This window comes from Paracoccus sp. KR1-242 (assembly GCF_049446195.1).
GTDB classification, from domain to species: domain Bacteria; phylum Pseudomonadota; class Alphaproteobacteria; order Rhodobacterales; family Rhodobacteraceae; genus Paracoccus; species Paracoccus broussonetiae.
The window spans coordinates 114,567-131,818 of the sequence record NZ_JBMSED010000015.1; the positions used below are offsets into that span (position 1 = coordinate 114,567).

The 17,252-nt window shown below is 65.0% G+C and carries 15 protein-coding genes; 4 read left to right on the top strand and 11 right to left on the bottom strand.

Features of this window, described 5'->3' with window-relative positions:
- Positions 1 to 28 precede the first annotated feature (28 nt).
- Positions 29 to 895, bottom strand: coding sequence for an NAD(P)-dependent oxidoreductase (locus ACO2Q4_RS20840; protein WP_423321672.1), 867 nt, complete (start codon positions 893 to 895; stop codon positions 29 to 31).
- Between the two features lie 131 nt (positions 896 to 1,026).
- Between ACO2Q4_RS20840 and ACO2Q4_RS20845 the strand changes: the two genes are divergently transcribed.
- On the top strand, positions 1,027 to 3,483 hold the full coding sequence (locus ACO2Q4_RS20845; RefSeq protein WP_311760374.1) for a penicillin acylase family protein: 2,457 nt from the start codon (positions 1,027 to 1,029) through the stop codon (positions 3,481 to 3,483).
- A gap of 61 nt (positions 3,484 to 3,544) precedes the next feature.
- On the top strand, positions 3,545 to 4,501 hold the full coding sequence (locus ACO2Q4_RS20850) for a nucleoside hydrolase (RefSeq protein ID WP_423321674.1): 957 nt from the start codon (positions 3,545 to 3,547) through the stop codon (positions 4,499 to 4,501).
- On the opposite strand, the gene ACO2Q4_RS20855 is transcribed toward ACO2Q4_RS20850, so the two are convergent.
- From ACO2Q4_RS20855 to pyrH, 8 genes are all read right to left on the bottom strand, one after another.
- Complete coding sequence (locus tag ACO2Q4_RS20855) at positions 4,498 to 5,238, bottom strand: OmpH family outer membrane protein (protein ID WP_395133315.1); 741 nt, start codon at positions 5,236 to 5,238, stop codon at positions 4,498 to 4,500. The genes ACO2Q4_RS20850 and ACO2Q4_RS20855 overlap by 4 nt on opposite strands.
- Positions 5,238 to 7,571: an outer membrane protein assembly factor BamA gene (bamA, locus tag ACO2Q4_RS20860; protein WP_311760371.1), complete on the bottom strand. Its 2,334-nt coding sequence runs from the start codon at positions 7,569 to 7,571 to the stop codon at positions 5,238 to 5,240. Before bamA ends, ACO2Q4_RS20855 begins: the two co-directional genes overlap by 1 nt.
- A 100-nt stretch (positions 7,572 to 7,671) precedes the next feature.
- Positions 7,672 to 9,000, bottom strand: a complete 1,329-nt coding sequence (gene rseP / locus ACO2Q4_RS20865) for an RIP metalloprotease RseP (protein ID WP_423321677.1) — start codon at positions 8,998 to 9,000, stop codon at positions 7,672 to 7,674.
- A complete protein-coding gene (dxr, locus tag ACO2Q4_RS20870) occupies positions 8,997 to 10,169 on the bottom strand; it encodes a 1-deoxy-D-xylulose-5-phosphate reductoisomerase (protein WP_423321679.1) in 1,173 nt (390 codons plus the stop codon). Before dxr ends, rseP begins: the two co-directional genes overlap by 4 nt.
- Before the next feature lie 4 nt (positions 10,170 to 10,173).
- Positions 10,174 to 11,022 carry a phosphatidate cytidylyltransferase gene (locus ACO2Q4_RS20875; RefSeq protein WP_395133309.1) on the bottom strand — a complete coding sequence of 283 codons (849 nt, stop codon included), beginning with the start codon at positions 11,020 to 11,022 and terminating at the stop codon, positions 10,174 to 10,176.
- Positions 11,019 to 11,753, bottom strand: a complete 735-nt coding sequence (gene uppS / locus ACO2Q4_RS20880; protein WP_311760367.1) for a polyprenyl diphosphate synthase — start codon at positions 11,751 to 11,753, stop codon at positions 11,019 to 11,021. The genes ACO2Q4_RS20875 and uppS overlap by 4 nt, the downstream gene beginning before the upstream one ends.
- Before the next feature lie 5 nt (positions 11,754 to 11,758).
- The gene (gene frr / locus ACO2Q4_RS20885) at positions 11,759 to 12,322 is read right to left on the bottom strand and encodes a ribosome recycling factor (protein ID WP_311760366.1); all 564 of its coding nucleotides are present in this window, start codon (positions 12,320 to 12,322) and stop codon (positions 11,759 to 11,761) included.
- Between the two features lie 79 nt (positions 12,323 to 12,401).
- Complete coding sequence (pyrH, locus tag ACO2Q4_RS20890; protein WP_311760365.1) at positions 12,402 to 13,133, bottom strand: UMP kinase; 732 nt, start codon at positions 13,131 to 13,133, stop codon at positions 12,402 to 12,404.
- Between the two features lie 87 nt (positions 13,134 to 13,220).
- Between pyrH and miaA the strand changes: the two genes are divergently transcribed.
- Together miaA and ACO2Q4_RS20900 are read left to right on the top strand one after the other, a co-directional pair.
- Positions 13,221 to 14,120, top strand: a complete 900-nt coding sequence (gene miaA, locus ACO2Q4_RS20895; protein ID WP_423321680.1) for a tRNA (adenosine(37)-N6)-dimethylallyltransferase MiaA — start codon at positions 13,221 to 13,223, stop codon at positions 14,118 to 14,120.
- A 100-nt stretch (positions 14,121 to 14,220) separates the two neighbouring features.
- The gene (locus tag ACO2Q4_RS20900; protein ID WP_423321682.1) at positions 14,221 to 15,267 is read left to right on the top strand and encodes a helix-turn-helix transcriptional regulator; all 1,047 of its coding nucleotides are present in this window, start codon (positions 14,221 to 14,223) and stop codon (positions 15,265 to 15,267) included.
- A gap of 3 nt (positions 15,268 to 15,270) precedes the next feature.
- Here the strand turns inward: ACO2Q4_RS20900 and ACO2Q4_RS20905 are convergent, their stop codons facing one another.
- Both ACO2Q4_RS20905 and ACO2Q4_RS20910 read right to left on the bottom strand, forming a co-directional pair.
- Positions 15,271 to 16,050: an RlmE family RNA methyltransferase gene (locus ACO2Q4_RS20905; RefSeq protein ID WP_423321683.1), complete on the bottom strand. Its 780-nt coding sequence runs from the start codon at positions 16,048 to 16,050 to the stop codon at positions 15,271 to 15,273.
- Position 16,051: 1 nt separating this feature from the next.
- The gene (locus ACO2Q4_RS20910) at positions 16,052 to 17,176 is read right to left on the bottom strand and encodes a Ppx/GppA phosphatase family protein (protein WP_423321684.1); all 1,125 of its coding nucleotides are present in this window, start codon (positions 17,174 to 17,176) and stop codon (positions 16,052 to 16,054) included.
- Positions 17,177 to 17,252: the final 76 nt, after the last annotated feature.

A 17,252-nucleotide genomic window follows, 5' to 3' on the forward strand; every position in this document is an offset into this window, starting at 1 on the left:
GCGCGCCGCCTTGGCAAGGGCCGACGTCTCAGCGCCGCAGTCGGGCGATCAGGGAGGATGTGTCCCAGCGTCCCCCGCCCATGTGCTGGACCTCTTTGTAGAACTGGTCGACCAACGCGGTGACGGGCAGGGTTGCACCGTTCTCCTCGGCGGTCGACAGGCAGATGCCAAGATCCTTGCGCATCCAATCGACGGCGAAGCCGAAGTTGAAGCGGTTCTCCTCCATCGTTTTGTGACGGTTCTGCATCTGCCAGCTTCCGGCGGCGCCCTGACTGATCACCTCGACCACGTCCGAAATCGAAAGGCCGGCCCTCTCCGCGAAATTGAGCGATTCGGACAGGCCCTGCACCAGACCGGCAATGGCAATCTGGTTGCACATCTTGGTCAACTGCCCCGCGCCCGAAGGACCCATCAGGCGACAGATCTTGGCATAGGCGGCAATCACAGGCTCGGCCCGCGCATAGTCCGCAGCGCCCCCGCCGCACATCACGGAAAGCTGGCCATTCTCGGCCCCTGCCTGTCCGCCCGACACCGGGGCATCGACGAAGCCGATTCCCGAAGCAAGCGCATGTTCGGACAACTCGCGCGTGACCGCGGCCGAAACCGTGGTGTGATCGACGAACAGGCTGCCGCTGGACATGCCTGCGAAGGCACCATCGTCCGACAGGCAAACCTGGCGCAGGTCATCGTCATTTCCGACGCAGGCCATGACGAATTCCGCGGCTTCGGCAGCCTCGCGCGCGGTCGGGGCGACGCGGCCCGGATGCTTTGCAGCCCAGGCTTCGGCCTTGGCGGCACTGCGGTTCCAGACCGTCACCTCGTGCCCATTGGCGGCCAGGTGACCCGCCATCGGAAAGCCCATTACCCCCAGTCCCAGAAACGCGACCCTTGCCATCACTTTCTCCCCATGCTCTCAAATGACGCGTTGATCGTTCACGCGCCCTGTCCTATTCAGCCGATGAATTTCATCACCTGCCGCAGGGGTCAACCGCCTCTGCGCCCAACCATCGGGACCTCGCCCAATTCATGGTGACACTTTTCCGCTGGCTTGTGCGCCTGACGGTCGGGCTGATCGTGGCAGCCGTCGCGCTGATCGGCCTTGCTTGGTACTTCGCCGTCCGTTCGCTGCCGGACTATAACGCGACCTATGAGGTCGCAGGCATCGCGGCACCGGTCGAGATCGTCCGCACGACCGAAGATGTTCCCCATATCTTCGCGGCCAATGACCGGGACGTGTTCTTCGCGCTGGGGTTGGCCCATGCACAGGATCGCCTGTTCCAGATGAACGTGCTTCGCCGGGCCGCGCAGGGTCGGCTGGCTGAGATTTATGGCGCGGGCGCCCTGCCCGCCGACGACCTTGCCCGGCGGTTGGGGCTTTACCGCAACGCCCGCGCCTCGATCCAGGCACAGGACCCCAAGACGCTGGCCGCGCTGACCGCCTATGCCGAGGGAGTAAACACCTGGATCCAGCAGGTGAACTTGGGCGCGATGGGCCGCGGGGCGCCGGAATACTTCCTGTTCCCGGATGACATCTCTTACTGGGAGCCGGCGGATTCCCTGGCAATTCTGAAGCTTCTGGCGGCAAGCTCGACAGTCCAGCTGCGGCGCGAGATCTTGCGCGCCCGCCTGTCCCTGGCTGCGCCGGAACGTGGACAAGAGCTGGTTGCCGCGCCGGGCGAGCCCCCGATGCCGACCTATGCCTCGCTTTTCCCGGGCGAACATTTCGCCGGGGTCGAGCGCAAAACGGCCAAACCCGACTGGGCTGCGGGACTTGCCGGTTATCTTGCCCCGGCTCTTGGCGCCACGGGCAATGGTTGGGCAGCCGCCGGAAACCGCACCGCAGCGGGCGGCGCACTGCTGGCCAATGATCCGCAATTTGCGCTGACTGCGCCGGGCCTGTGGTATCTTGCCCGTCTTGAACTCGACTCCGGCGGCGTCATCGGCGGCACCATCCCCGGAATTCCGGTCGTGCTGTCGGGCCGGAACACGCATCTGGCCTGGGGGATCACCCCCGCGCAGGTGGACGACCAGGACCTGTTCATCGAAGAGGTCCAGCCCGGCGATCCAAACCGCTATCGTGGCGATGCGGGCTGGGTCGATTTCAAGACCCACACCGAGACGATCCGCGTGCGCGGCGGCTCCAGCCAGACCGTCACCCTGCGCGAGACCGAGAACGGCCCCATCCTGCCGCCCTCGCACCTGGACATCAGCACAATCCTGCCTGCCGGGCATGTCGCGGCGTTGTCCTGGACGGGCGGCCGGGGTCAAGACACCTCTATGAGCGCGCTGGTTGGTCTGATGGAGGCGCAGGACCGCGACGGCGCGGCGCGCGCCCTTGCTGGTGTCATCGCCCCTGCATTGTCGGTGACGCTGGCCGATGACAAGGGCGTCGGTCAGGTGCTGGCGGGCGCGCTTCCCCGTCGTGATCCCGCGAACCAGACACAGGGCCGGATGCCGCAGCCCGGCTGGCACGCCCAGAACCGCTGGCAGGGACTGGACCCCGCCCCGCCCGCGACCACCGACCTGGACCCGCAAGGCGGTATCGTCGCCACAACCGGCGCCCCACTGCCCGGAGAGCCGAACCTTGGTTTTGACCGCGCCGGTCCCTATCGCATGAGCCGCCTGCGCCACCTGATCGACAGCCGCGAGATCCATTCGCGCGAAAGCTTCATCGCGGTGCAAAACGACATCGTCAGCCCCGTAGCCCGAGCGCTGCTGCCGTTGGTGGGGGCGAACCTTTGGTTCACAGACGAACCCGCCCCGCGCGGCACCCCGGAGCGGCAACGGCAGGATGCGCTGGCACTGCTAGCCAACTGGGACGGCACGATGAGCGAGCATCTGCCCGAGCCGATGATCCAGGCCGCCTGGATGCGCGAGTTGCAGGACCGGATCGTGCGTGACGAACTGGGGCCGCTGGCCGACGATCTGAACGAACTTTACCCCGCCTTCATCGACCGGGTGTTCCGCAATACCAACGGGGCGGCGGTCTGGTGCGACATTCGTCAGTCCACCCCGGTCGAAACCTGCACCCAGATCGCGCGGCAGGCGCTGGATGCGGCGCTGCTGGACCTGACGGCACGTTTCGGGCCCGACCTGCAAAGCTGGCGCTGGGGCGACCTGCATCGGGCGCGACATGTCCATCCGGCACTCGGCGATCTGCGCATCCTGTCCTATATCGTGAACCTGGTGCAGCCCACCTCGGGCGGGGAATCCAGCATCGCACGGATGGCCTATCTGGGGCACGCGCCCAATCCGTGGCAGAACGTGACCGGTCCGGTGTTCCGGGGCGTCTATGATCTTGCGGACCCGGACAGCTCGGTTTTCATCATCTCGACCGGGCAATCGGGGCATCCGCTGTCGCGCCATTACGACGACCTGTCGGAATTGTGGCGTCGGGGCGAGTATATTCGCATGTCGCTGGACCCCGACCTTGCGCGCGCCGCGGCGACCGGGATCACTCACCTGAATCCGATCTCGCCCTAGGCCACTTGCATCCTTCTGCGAGGCGCGGTCATTCTGCGGCGACAGCCATGCAGGAGAGGCCATGCCCCGCAAGATCATCATCGATACCGATCCCGGTCAGGACGATGCCGTGGCAATCCTGCTGGCGCTGGCCAGCCCCGAACTTGAAGTAATGGGCCTGACCGCAGTGGCCGGAAACGTGCCGCTGGACCTGACCCAGCGCAATGCTCGCATCATTTGCCAGATTGCTGGACGCGGCGACCTGCCCGTCCATGCCGGTTGCGACCGGCCGCTTGCACGTCACCTGGTCACGGCCGAGCATGTTCACGGCAAGACCGGACTGGACGGCATCCGCCTGTTCGAACCCGATGCCCCCCTTGCCTCCGGACACGCGGTCGACTTCATCATCCAGACCCTGATGCGCGAGGCCCCTGGCACGGTCACGCTGGTCCCGATCGGGCCGCTGACCAACATTGCTTCGGCCTTCCAGAAGGCGCCCGAGGTGATTTCTCGCGTGCAGGAAATCGTGCTGATGGGCGGCGCCTATTTCGAGGTCGGCAACATCACCCCCGCGGCAGAGTTCAACATCTATGTCGATCCCGAAGCGGCCAAGATCGTTTTTTCCAGCGGTGTCCCCCTGACGGTCCTGCCGCTGGACGTGACGCACAAGGCGCTGACCAGCCGCGACTGGATCGAGGCGATGCGCGCCAGCGGCCCCGTCGGGCAGGCCATCGCCGGATGGACGGATTTCTTCGAGCGCTATGACCGCGAAAAATACGGGTCCGAAGGCGCGCCGCTGCACGATCCCTGCGCCATCGCCTTCCTTCTGCGTCCCGATCTTTTCAACGGCCGCGACGTGAATGTCGAGATCGAGACCCAGGGCGAATTCACCCAAGGCATGACCGTCGCGGATTGGTGGCGTGTTACGGGACGTGAACCGAACGCCCATTTCATCCGCGACCTCGATCGTCCGGGCTTTTTCGCCCTGCTGACCGAACGGATCACCGCGCTGGATCGCCGCCTTGCCGGAACCCGCTAGGGCGCGGGCTTCTCGGGCGCTGTGGGTTTTTCGGGGGCGGCCTCGGTTTTCGGCGCAGGGATAGGCTGGACCGGTCCCGCGCCGACCGTCTCGTCAAAACGCTGGATCAGCGCATCGGTGACATCGGCGGATTCGGCCGAGACAAAGATCGCGCGTTGATCCAGCACCACGGTCGCGCCATGTTCCTGCATCAATTTCGCCAGAACCGGCAGCGCGGCGCGGAAAAAGGCCGCGCGCTCTTCCTCGATCTCATCCTGAAGATCACGCATGATCCCGTCGCGCTGGCGCCGCACCTCGACAACGCGCTTGTCGAATTCATCGGCGCGCTGGCGGAATTCATCGTCGCTGAGCGTGCTGCGCAACTGCGTCAGTTGCTGTTCTTCAGCCGAGAACTGGTCCGCCAGGCGGTCATTCTCGGCCTTGATGTCGCGGCTGCGGCGTTCGACATCCGCCTGGACGCGCGCACCCCATCGCGACTTGGAAAAGACCTCATCAGGGTCGATGGTCATGATTGGGGCGCCAACCGGCTGTCCGGCCTTGGGCTTGGGCGTCTGGACGACCAGGGCCGGGCCTGTGCCGTTCCCGGGACCATTACCGGTGCCGGTGCCTGACGGTTCGGTCAGCGGCGGCTGCGCAAGCTCGGGGGCGATGACGTTGGGCTGCTGCGCCTCCTGGGCAAGCGCCGTCCCCCCCGCCAGGGCGAAAAGGACGATAGCGATGCCCCAAGGTTTCAGCATCAGAACTTGGTCGAGATGGTCAGGTCGAAGTTCTGCTCCAGGTCGTAATCCTCTTTGACGACCGCCTTCGAGAAGTTGAAGCGCAGCGGACCGATCGGCGTGGTCCAGAACACCGATGCACCGACCGAGGCGCGGACGTGCATGCCGTCATCAACCTCGCCCTGGTAGCCGTTGGTATTGTCCAGACCCCAGACCGAGCCTGCATCGGCAAACAGGCCGCCGCCGATTCCGTATTCCTCGGGAAGGCCCAGCGGGAACTGGACCTCGGTCCGCAGCGCCCAGAAATAGTTGCCGCCAAGCGCGTCCTCGTTCGGCGCGTTCAGGTCGCGCGGACCGATGCCGTTCGGCTCAAAGCCGCGGATCTTGCCGTTGCCGGTATAGCGGTCCAGGAAGCGGCTGTTGTCGTTGTTCAGCATGTGAACCGCGCCCGCCTCGAACTCGCCAAGGAAGGTGACGCTTTCGCGCCAGGCATTGCTTTCCGCTCCGGCGTAAAGCCCCGTGGTGATCGACTCGACGTCGCCGCCTACCCCCGCGAAGTCCTGCGTCAGCTTCAGGCGATAGCGGGTCAGCGGGTCAAGCCCGGCGATACGGCTGTCATAGCTGTAGGTATAGCCAAGGGCCGAGGTGAAGAACCCACCCTGTTCTTCGTAAAGGATCGGCGACGAGCCATCGAGCTCACCCGTGTCCGGGTCGACCGCGACCGGGTCCACGTCGAACAGCGTATCCTTGCTGAGCTTGTAGCGCAGTTCCAGTCGTCCGTTCTCGGACACCGGGAACTCCAGCCCCGTCAGGAACCCGACCGAGCGCGTGTTGTAATCGGCGTTGTAGCGGTCAGTGGTGTTGTACCACAGCTGCGCCCGCGCCCGCAGGTTGCGGCCCAGGAAATAGGGCTCGATGAAGGTAATGCCCGATGACTGGTTGTCAGCGCCCGCGGCCACCGAGACGTCAAGCTCTTGTCCGCGCCCCAGGAAGTTCTTCTCGGACAGCGACAGGTTGAAACCCACGCCGCTGGACACGCCATAGCTCATCCCGAAGCTCAGGCTGCCCGTGGGTTGCTCTTCCACGTTCACGTCCACGATGACCTGATCCGCGGCCGAACCGGGGCGGCTTTCCGCCTTGACGTCGGCGAAATAACCCAGGGCGCGAAGACGTTCGGCCGAGTTCCGGATCTCGCGCTGGTTGAAGGGGTCGCCTTCGACAGTGCCGAACTGGCGGCGGATCACCTCGTCCAGGGTCGCGGTATTGCCCTCGATGTCGATCCGCTCGACGAAGATGCGTTGCCCGCGGGTCAGTGCGAAAGTCAGATCCAGTTTCTGGGTCCGCAGGTTGCGGGTGATGCGCGGCTCGATGGTGACGAAGTTCAGGCCCTTGCGGATCGCCAGCGCCTCCATCCGGCGGATGGTCGTGTCGATCGAGGTAGGGTTATAGACCTCGCCCGTGCGGACCCGGTTCTGGGCTGCAAATTCGGCCGCATCGACACCGGGCACTTCGCTGACGGTGGTCACGTTGCCAAAGGTATAGCGCGGACCTTCCTGGATCTGGAAGGTGATGTAGAACGCATCGCGATCCCGCGCGACTTCCGGTGCGACGGCCTGGACCTTGAAGTCGGCATAGCCGCGCGAACGATAGAAGTCGGTCAGCAGCTGTTCATCGACCGGCAACCGTTCCGGCGCGAAGGTGTCGCGCTTGATGAAGGTGCGCAGGATGCCGGCTTGCTTGGTTTGCAGGACGTTGCGCAGGCGCTGGTCGGAAAACGCGCGGTTGCCGACAAAGCCGATGCGCTCGATCTCGGTCACGTCGCCTTCGCGAACCTCGAAGACCAGGTCGACGCGGTTCCCGTCACGGCGGATAATCTTGGGGTCGACGCGCGCAGCAAGGCGACCCTGCGCGGCATAGACCTGGCTGATCGCCGCCGCATCGGCCTCGGCCTGGGCGGGAGAGTAGACACGGCGAGACTTGGACTTGATGATCTCGTTCAGGTTCTCGTCCTTGAGACGCTTGTTCCCCTCGAACGCGATGGTGTTGATGGTCGGGTATTCAGCTACGCTGACGATCAGCGTGCCGCCCGACGGGGTCAACTCCACCTTTTCGAACAGTCCCGAATTCTGCAGACGTTGCAGCGCGGCGTTCAGTTCGCCCCCGGACACGTCGCGTCCGCGCGGCAGGTCCAGGAAGGACAGGATCGTCTGCGGTTCGATCCTTTGGTTGCCTTCGATGCGCACATTGCTGAACACATAGGCCGATGCTGTCCCCGGAACCATAGTGACCGGCACGGCCACAGCCAGCGCCGAGATCAGCGCCAGTGCGCCCTTGCCGAGTTTCCTGTCCGTCATTCTGCCCTCGCGCGTCTTGTATCGCCGGCGGGTTTTTCCCGCCCGAATTGCCCAGATGGATACAGCGAAGCGGACCGGACTGTCAAAAGGCAAGGGTCTGTCAGGGGCAGAAAAGATCGTTGGTGAGTCCCAGGATCATCAGTGCGAGCACCGCGGCCATGCCAAGCGCGGACAGGATATCCAGCGCACGGTCCGACGGACGGCGTCCCGCCACCGCTTCATAGGCATAGAACATCAGGTGCCCGCCATCCAGAACCGGAACCGGCAGAAGGTTCAGAAAACCGATGGCGGCGGACAGGACAGCGATCCACCACAGGAAGTCGCTGCCCCCTGCCGAAGCCGCCTGCCCCGTGCTTTCGGCGATCGAGATCGCTCCGCCCAGATTGCAGCTTCCGATCTGCCCGGTGACCATCGCCCACAGCCCGGACACGGACGAGGCGATGATGTCCCAGGTCCGGTCCGCGCCGGTGCCAAGCGCCTCGATGGCGCCCATGGGACGTGTGGCGGGGTCAAAATATGTGCCCCCACCGGTCACGCCGATCATCCAGCGCTTCTCATAGCCCTCGCCAGTCGGCAGGTCCTGTTCGCGCGGTGCAAGCGTGTAATCGGCTTCACCCTCGCCCTCGCGCCAGACGCGCAGCAACAGGGGGCGGCCCTTGGCGGCCTCGACCCGGCTGCGAAGCTCATCGAAACGGGTGACGGGCTCGCCGTCTATGGCAAGGATCACGTCACCGGCCCGCAGCCCGGCGGATGCGGCGGGACTGCGCGGCGCGATGCCCGTCAACAGCGCCGGGGACGGATGCGGACCGGGCACGGTGATATTTTGCCCCGCACGTTCGACCGTCCAGTCATGGCTGGGCCGTGCGGGCAGATCCGAGGCCGCCTTGGCCAGATCCTGCCAGGTCGCGATCGGCGTCCCGTCGATCGCGGCGATCCGGTCGCCCGGTTCAAGCCCGATCTGGACGCCCGGAGGGGTCGGATGCAGCCGCCCCACCTCGGGCGTCGCGACGGGCATCCCCTGCCACAGGGCGACCCCGGCAAACACCAGGATCGACAGGATGAAGTTGAAGACCGGCCCCGCCAGAACGGTGGAAAAGCGCGCCCAAAGCGGCGCGCCCGGCAGGCTTTGCCGCGCCAGCGCGGGATCAACGGTGTCACCCGATCCTGCGCTTGCCGCGTTGCTGTCGCCAAGGAACCGGACATAGCCGCCAAGCGGGATGGCCGCGATCTGCCACAACGTCCCGCGACGGTCCCGCCAGGACACAAGGCGCGGCCCGAAGCCCAGCGAAAAGACCTCGGCCCGGATGCCCGACCAGCGCCCGACGATGTAGTGGCCGTATTCGTGGACGGTGACGATGATCGACAGCGCCAGAATAAAGGCACCAACCGTCCAGGCCAGCCCGCCGATTTCCGCGATTACTCCCGTCATGCGGCACCTGCAGTGCACGCGGCCAGATGCCTGCCGCGCGCATCCCATGCCAGAACGGCGTCCAGATCGCCCGGACTGTCGCCGAAACCCGACTCTGCCGCACAGGCATCAAGTGCGCGCTCGACCGCACCGGCCATGTCGGTAAAGCGGATGCGCCCCGCGATGAAGTCGTCAAGCGCCTGCTCCTTGGCCGCATTCAGCACGGCACCGGCAGCGCCACCAGCACGGATGACCTCGCGCGCAAGGCGCAAGGCGGGCCAGCGCGTCTCGTCCGGCGTGGCGAAGGTCAGGTTGCCGATCGCGGCAAGATCCAGTTGCGGCACCGGCAGCGGCGCACGTCGCGGCCAGTTCAGAGCATAGCCGATGGCGTGGCGCATGTCGGGGGCGCCCAGATGCGCGATCGAGCCGCCGTCGCGGTGGCTGACCATGGCGTGAATGATGGACTGGGGATGGACAAGAACCTTGATCCGGCCCTCGTCGATCCCGAAAAACTCATGCGCTTCGATGACTTCCAGCGCCTTGTTGAACATCGAGGCACTGTCGATGGTGATCCGCTGGCCCATCGACCAGTTCGGATGACAGGATGCCTCAGCCACCGTCGCCCGAGCCAGCCGTTCAAGCGGCCAGTCACGGAATGCGCCGCCTGATGCAGTAATCGTGACGCTGTCGACATTTTCGAGGGATTCACCACCAAGCGCCTGAAACAACGCTGAATGTTCTGAATCCACGGGCAGGATCCGGGCCTTGCTGCGCGCGGCCTCGGCCATCACAAGCCCCCCGGCGGCAACAAGGCTTTCCTTGTTGGCCAGCGCCAGAATGCCGCCACGCCGCAGCACTTCCAACCCCGGCGGCAGTCCTGCCGCGCCAATGATGGCCGACAGCGTCCAATCCGCCGGACGTGCCGCCGCCTCGGCAATCGCGGCGGGTCCGGCCGCAGCCTCGATTCCGCTGCCAGCCAGTGCCGCGCGCAAATCGTCCAGTTTCTCGGGAAGCGCTGTGACGGCGATCTCGGCCTGCAAAGCGCGCGCCATTTCGGCCAGACGGGCCACATTCGCGGCACCGGTCAGCGCCACCGTGCGATAGGTTTTCGGCCCACCCGCACGGATCAGAAGATCAAATGCGCTTTCGCCGATGGAGCCCGTGGCCCCCAGCACAGAAACGCTGCGCATGTCTTCAGCCTCCGATCGTCGGCAACAGATGGACGAGCATCAGGACCAGCGCCAGAAGCAGCGCGCCCGTCATGGCATCGAAGCGATCAAGCGCCCCGCCATGCCCGGGGATCAGTTCCGAACTGTCCTTGACGCCCACGCGCCGCTTGAGCCAGCTTTCGGCAATATCGCCGAATTGGCCCGCAATGGCCAGCATGGGGCCGACCAGCAGAACGCCCCAGCCACCCTCGCCCGTCACGAAGATGCCGATCGCCAGGATCAGGGCACCGACCCATCCGGCAAGCGTCCCGCTCCATGTCTTCTTCGGGCTCAGCGAGGGCCAGAAACGCGGCCCGCCCAGCTTGCGTCCGACGAAATATCCAAGGATATCGGATTGCACGACAGTCGCGACGATCCAGAATACCGTTGGCAGGCCCAGCACCTCGCGCATGGCGACCAGCGCATAGCCGGCGCCCATGATGGCGATGGTGAAGATGACATAGCCGACCCTTTCCCGCGAATGCGTCCCCGGCAGTCCCGCAAGCAGCGGGACCAGCACCAGAAACAGCGGAAGATCGCCGGGCAACACCAGCATGGTCAGCAGCACCAGCCCCGACAAGACGCCGATCAGGACCGGGTGGCGCGGGCTGTGGAATTCAGGGTGACGCCAGCCGGTCAGCCGCGCCAGTTCCCACATCATCAGCCCCACGACGACCGACACGCCCAGCCGGATCCAAAGACCCGAGGAGAGCAGCAGCACTACGCCCAGAACCAGAAGAAGGGCGCCCCAGCCGAAGCGCTTGCGAAGATCGTTCCAGCGCCCCGGCTTGAGCTTGTCGCGGAATCGCCTGCGGGGAAGTTGCGGCTCGCTCATGCGCTGCCGAAACGCCTGTTGCGCATTCCGTATCGATCCAGGATCTCGGCCAGATGCGCCGGACTGAAATCGGGCCACAGCGTCTGGGTGAATTCATATTCCGAATAAGCCGCCTGGAAGGGCAGAAAGTTCGAAGTCCGCGTCTCGCCCGAGGTGCGGATCACCAGGTCGGGATCGGGATGACCCGCCGTATCCAGGCAATTCGCGAAATCGGCCTCGGTCGGTTCGACGATCTCGCCACGCGCGATCCGCTCGGCCATGCGGCGCGAGGCGCGCGCGATCTCGTCCCTGCCGCCATAGTTGATGGCGACGGTCAGGTTCAGGCGGGTGTTCATCATCGTCCGCGTCTCGATGCTGTCCATCAGGCGCTGCAGGCGGCCGTCAAGCCGCTCGCGCCCGCCGATAAAACGCATGCGCACGCCTTCGGCGGACATGCCGTCGGCCTCGCGTTCGATATAGCGGGCGAAGATCGCCATCAGGCCCAGGACTTCCTCGGTCGTACGCTTCCAGTTCTCGGTCGAGAAGGCGTAAAGCGTCAGCCAGTTCACCCCCATGTCGGGACAGGCGCGGACGATCTCCTTGACGCGTTCGGCGCCGCGGCGATGGCCGACAAGCCGGGGCCAGCCCTTGTTCACGGCCCAACGACCGTTGCCATCCATGATGATGGCAACGTGGCGGGGCCTGTCTGCCGGGTTACCCGACTGCGGCAAGCTGGCTGCGGGATCGGCCATCTGCGTCAGACCTGCATGATCTCGGCCTGCTTGGCCTCAAGCGCCTGATCCACGTTGGCGATCATCTTGTCGGTCAGTTCCTGGACCGAGGATTCCCAGAATTTCTGGTCATCTTCGGACATCCCCGAGGACTTGGCCTTCTTGATCTGGTCCATACCGTCGCGGCGCACGTTGCGGATCGCGACGCGGGCATGTTCGGCATATTGCGCCGCGACGCGGGTCAGGTCGCGGCGACGTTCTTCGTTCAGCTCGGGGATCGGCAGCATGATGATGGTGCCGTTCAGCTGCGGGTTGATCCCCAGGCCCGAATCGCGGATCGCCTTCTCGGCCTTGGCGACCAGCGCCTTGTCCCAGACGTTGATGGTGACCATGCGCGGCTCGGGCACGTTGACGGTACCGATCTGGTTGATCGGCGTGGGCGAACCATAGGCGTCCACCATGATGGGTTCGACCATGCTGGCCGAGGCGCGGCCCGTGCGCAGCGAAGCAAATTCGTGGCGCAGCGAATCCATCGCCCCCTTCATGCGGCGTTCCAGGTCGTCGGTGTCGATCTCAATCTCGTCGGACATGCTCGATCATGGCCTCTGTGCTGTGGTTTTCAGCGCTTTTAGCCGAGCGGAGCCGCCAAGGCAAAGCCTATGCCGCATTTTAACCGTGGACGCGCGTATAAGTGCCTTCGCCCGCCAGGATGCCGCGGAAACCGCCCGGTTCGTCCAGAGAGAATACAATGATCGGCAGGTCGTTGTCGCGTGCCAACGCAATCGCCGATGCATCCATGACGCCCAGGTGCTTTTGCAGCACTTCGTCATAGGTCACGTTCTCATAACGCTTCGCATCGGCGTGCTTCTTGGGGTCCTTGTCATAGACGCCATCGACCTTGGTGCCCTTGAAGATCGCCTCGCAGTTCATCTCGTTGGCGCGCAGCGTCGCGGCGGTATCGGTCGTGAAATAGGGGTTGCCCGTGCCGGCGGCAAAAATGATGACCCGCTTCTTTTCAAGGTGGCGGACGGCGCGGCGGCGGATATAGGGCTCGGCCACCTCGTCCATACGGATCGCCGAGATGACGCGGGTATGGATATTCTCGCCCTCAAGCGCGGCCTGCATCGCCAGCGCGTTCATCACCGTGGCCAGCATTCCCATATAGTCGGCCGTCGCGCGTTCCATGCCCTGCGCGCTGCCCTGCAGGCCGCGGAAAATGTTGCCGCCGCCGATCACCATGCAGATCTCGACGCCCATGTCATGGACCGCCTTCACCTCGTGGGCGATGCGCGCGACGGTCGGCGGGTGCAGGCCATAACCCTGGTCGCCCATCAGGGCCTCACCCGAGATCTTCAGCAGAACGCGTGAATACTTGCCGCCATGCGGAATGGTTGCGGGCATCGGGAGGGGACCTTTCACAGGGAGTTTCATTGTCGCGCAAAATGTCGCAAACAGGCCGCGTGTTCAACCGCCACAGCGTGAGGCAAGGTGACGCTTCTGCACAATCTGTCAAAAACCATTCCGCCAGACCGCCATGTGCTGATCGCGGGACCGACCGCCAGCGGCAAATCTGCCCTGGCGCTTTCTCTGGCACGGGGACAGGGCGGGATCATCGTCAATGCCGACGCGCTGCAGGTCTGGTCCTGCTGGCGCGTCATCTCGGCCCGCCCGAGCGTCGAGGAAGAGGCACTGGCGCCGCATCGCCTTTATGGGCACATGCAGCCCGGCGCGCCCTTTTCGGTCGGGATCTGGCTCGACCAGGTTGCCGGACTTCTTGCGCAGGGCGAAAGGCTGATCGTCGTGGGCGGCACCGGGATGTATCTGCACGCCCTTGCGAACGGGCTTGCGGTGATCCCGCCCATTCCCGATCAGGTCCGGCAGGCGGGGAACGCATTGATGGCGCGCCCGGACGGACTGGCTCAGGCGGTCGCGGCGCTGGACCCCGAGACGCGCGACCGGATTGATCTGCGCAATCCCGCGCGCGTTCAAAGGGCATGGGAGGTGCTGACCGCCACCGGACAGGGCATCACCTGCTGGCAGGCCCGGACCGGTCCGCCCCTGATCGCCCCCGAACGATCCGAGCGGCTCGTCCTGACCAGTGACCGCGACTGGCTGGCGGATCGTATCGCGCGCCGTTTCCATTTGATGATGGAACAGGGCGCGCTGGACGAGGTCCGCGCCATGCTGCCCGGCTGGGATCCCGCCGCGCTTTGGGCCAAGGCCATCGGAGCGCCGGAACTGGTCGATTATCTGCAAGGCGGGTGCAGCCTTGAAGACGCTGCCCAGCGCGCGATCATCGCCAGCCGACAATATGCGAAATCGCAGCGCATCTTCTTCCGAAACAGGATGCGGGATTGGCGCCAAGTCCCTGTGGATTCTGACGCTTGACGGCAACAGATTAACAATTCGTCAACCTATGGGAGACTAATTTCGTCCTCGCGCGTTAGGCTTGAAGCATCGAATCGTGATGGCGAACATGAATCAGAACTTGCGGCATAAAGATCTGATCCATCCCGCCTCTTCCCTGTCGGGGACAGAGGCGCGGCTTCACGCCGCGGCAATCAATGCGGGGATGATCCTGGAACCCTCGGTGACCGACCCAAGGCAGATTCGACATGTGATCCCCGCGGAAGGCAAGGTCACGCGCCCCGCTGCCCTGCCCGCCTCAACCATGCCACGACCCGCGCCGGGCCAAGGGCTGCGCCTGCTGCCGCTTTCCGGCTTTTTCTGGGGTGGCGCGATGCGCAGCCGTTTTGGACCCGGGCTGAAGGGGCCGGGACCGCGCGTGCGCGGCGACCACGTGATCCTGTGGGTCAGGCAGGGATCTGTGGCCATCGAGTTTCCGCGCCGTCGGCAGTCGGTCAAGGACGGTCGCCTTGCCTTCATTCCCGTTGGCACCGCCTTTGCGCTGCGCCCCCCATCCGAAGTGGCGGGCTGGGCGCTTCTGATCCCCGCCGGCCAGGCCCGTGACCTGCCCGTGCCGCTGCCACAGGATTTCCGCACCGGACAGCCCGACGGGGCCGACATGGCGCTGCTGGAACCGGCCTTTCGCGCCCTTGGGCAGGGCCACCCGCAGGACAGTGTCGAGCGTGGCGCTACGTCCTGCCAGATCGGGCTGCTTGCGACGGCGCTGTCGCGGTTATGCGAACATAATCCCGACTTCCCTGCCCTTCGCGATCCGCAATTGCTGGACGCCCGCCCCCTGACCGATCAATTCCTGGCCCATGCCGCGGAAAGCCTGCGTGACAATCGCACCGTCGCGGAATTGGCGCGGGAACTGGGGTGCACCCTGCCGGAGCTTGAAGCAGCTTGCCAGCAAAGCCGCGGCAGGACAGCCTTGGATCTTCTTTATGTCCTGCGCCTTGACCGGGCCGTTGACATGCTGCGCGAAGGCAGCATGTCCGACCTGCAAATTGCGCGGGAACTTGGCTATAGCGGGCTTGGCCATTTCATGCGGGTCTTCGCGGCGGCGACCGGACGCTCACCCCAGGCCTTTCGCGATTGCCTGCATGAAGAACGTCCCGAAGGGGACTGATCGTCAGCCCTCGTCCTGCGCGTCATCTTCGGCCAAGCGGTCGCCGTCGGCGCCGTCGCGGCCACGGAAGCCTTGCGCCACCACGAATTTTTCCGAGGAATCCGATCGGCTGGCGGGCGGCTTCACATTCGCGACCTTGCGGAAGTTCCGCTTCAGCATGGCCTGCATCTCGGTCTCGGCGCCACCGGCCAGCACCTTGGCGACGAAGGTTCCCCCCGGCTCGAGCACGTCGAAGGCAAGCTGGGCCGCGGCCTCGACCAGCGCAACGATGCGCAGGTGGTCCGTCCCCTTGTGGCCCGAGGAGGACGCGGCCATGTCCGACATCACCACATCAGCGGTTCCACCCAGCCATTCCTTGACCTGATCGTCGGCGCCATCGGACAGGAAGTCCAGCTGATGGATCTCGGCCCCGGCAATCGGATCGACCTCTTGCAGGTCGACACCCAGCACGCGCCCGATCTTCTTTCCCGATTTCTCGCCAAGGGCGTTCACCCGCGCCACGGCGATCTGGCACCAGCCTCCCGGTGCGCAACCAAGATCGACGATCCTGGCCCCCGGCACGAGGAAGTGGAACTTGTCGTCCAACTCCATGATCTTGTAGGCGGCGCGCCCTCGATACCCCTCGCGCTTGGCGCGCGCGACATAAGGATCGTTCAACTGCCGTTCCAGCCACAGCGTGCTGGATAGCCTGCGTCCCTTGGCCGATTTCACCCGAACCCGCAGATCACGCTGCCCGCGGCCAGAGCTTTTCTTCTCGCCGCCCGGTTTCTTTCCGTCACTCATTTCATGCTACCCCGTTCAATCCTTCGGGGGCCAGCACCCCGTCCTTGACCATTTGCGCATATAGCAGGCCTTCGCGCAGACCGCGATCCGCAACCGACAGGCGCGTCGTCGGCCAGACCCGCATCAGGGTCTGCAGGATCGCCGCTCCCGACATGATCAGCGCATGACGCTCGCGCCCGATGCGAGGATCGGCGCGCCGCCCCTCGGGGCCAAGCGTCAGGTAGTCGCGAATCACGCGGTCGATCTGGGCCGAGGTCATGGTCAGACCATCGACCTTGGTGCGGTCATAGCGGCGCAGGCCCAGGTGGCTGGCGGCAACCGTCGTGACCGTGCCCGAGGTGCCAATCACCTGGAATTTCTCATCCGATCGCTGGGTCAGCGAATAGGGGCTGAAATCGGCCAGCATCTCCTCGAAATGCCAGGACATCAGGGCAAAGCGGCCCTCGTCCTCTTCGACATCCTCGAACTGGTCGCGCAGGGTCGCCACGCCCAGCGGCACGCTGATCCAGTCGACCACACGCGCCCCACCCGCCACCGGATTGCGGAAGCCGTCGGCCAACCGCATGATCGCGCGCGGCCGCTCGGTGGGTTCGACATCCTCAAGGTCGATCCAGACCAGCTCGGTCGATCCACCACCGATATCGACGACAAGCAGCTGGTCCGTGCGGTGGCTGACCAATGGCGCGCAGGAGATCACGGCCAGCCGCGCCTCTTCCTCGGCATCGATGATTTCCACCGGAAGCCCGGTCTCGCGACGGATCATGCGCAGAAAATCGCGGCTGTTGCGGGCACGACGACAAGCCTCGGTTGCGACAAGGCGCATCCGCGTGACCTTATGCGCCTCAAGCTTGCGCCGGCACACTTGCAGGGCATGAACGGTCCTCGCCATCGAAGGGCGGGAAAGCCTGCCGGATGCTTCAAGCCCCTGCCCAAGCTGGACGGGTTTCGAGAAGCTGTCGACCACCTGGAACTGGCTGCCCGCGGGTCGGGCAATCAGCATCCGGCAGCTGTTGGTGCCAAGATCCAGCGCCGCATAAAGCGGCCCGTCCTCGGCCGGGCGGGTGACGAAAGGCTCGACCGTTTTTCTCGGGAACGCGTCCGCACCCGCGGGACGCTTGGGCGCCATCTGCACGCCCTCCGAATACAAGTTGAAATTAAGTTAACCTGCACCCCTTTGCGGTTCAAGGGGCTGTGCCCCGGAA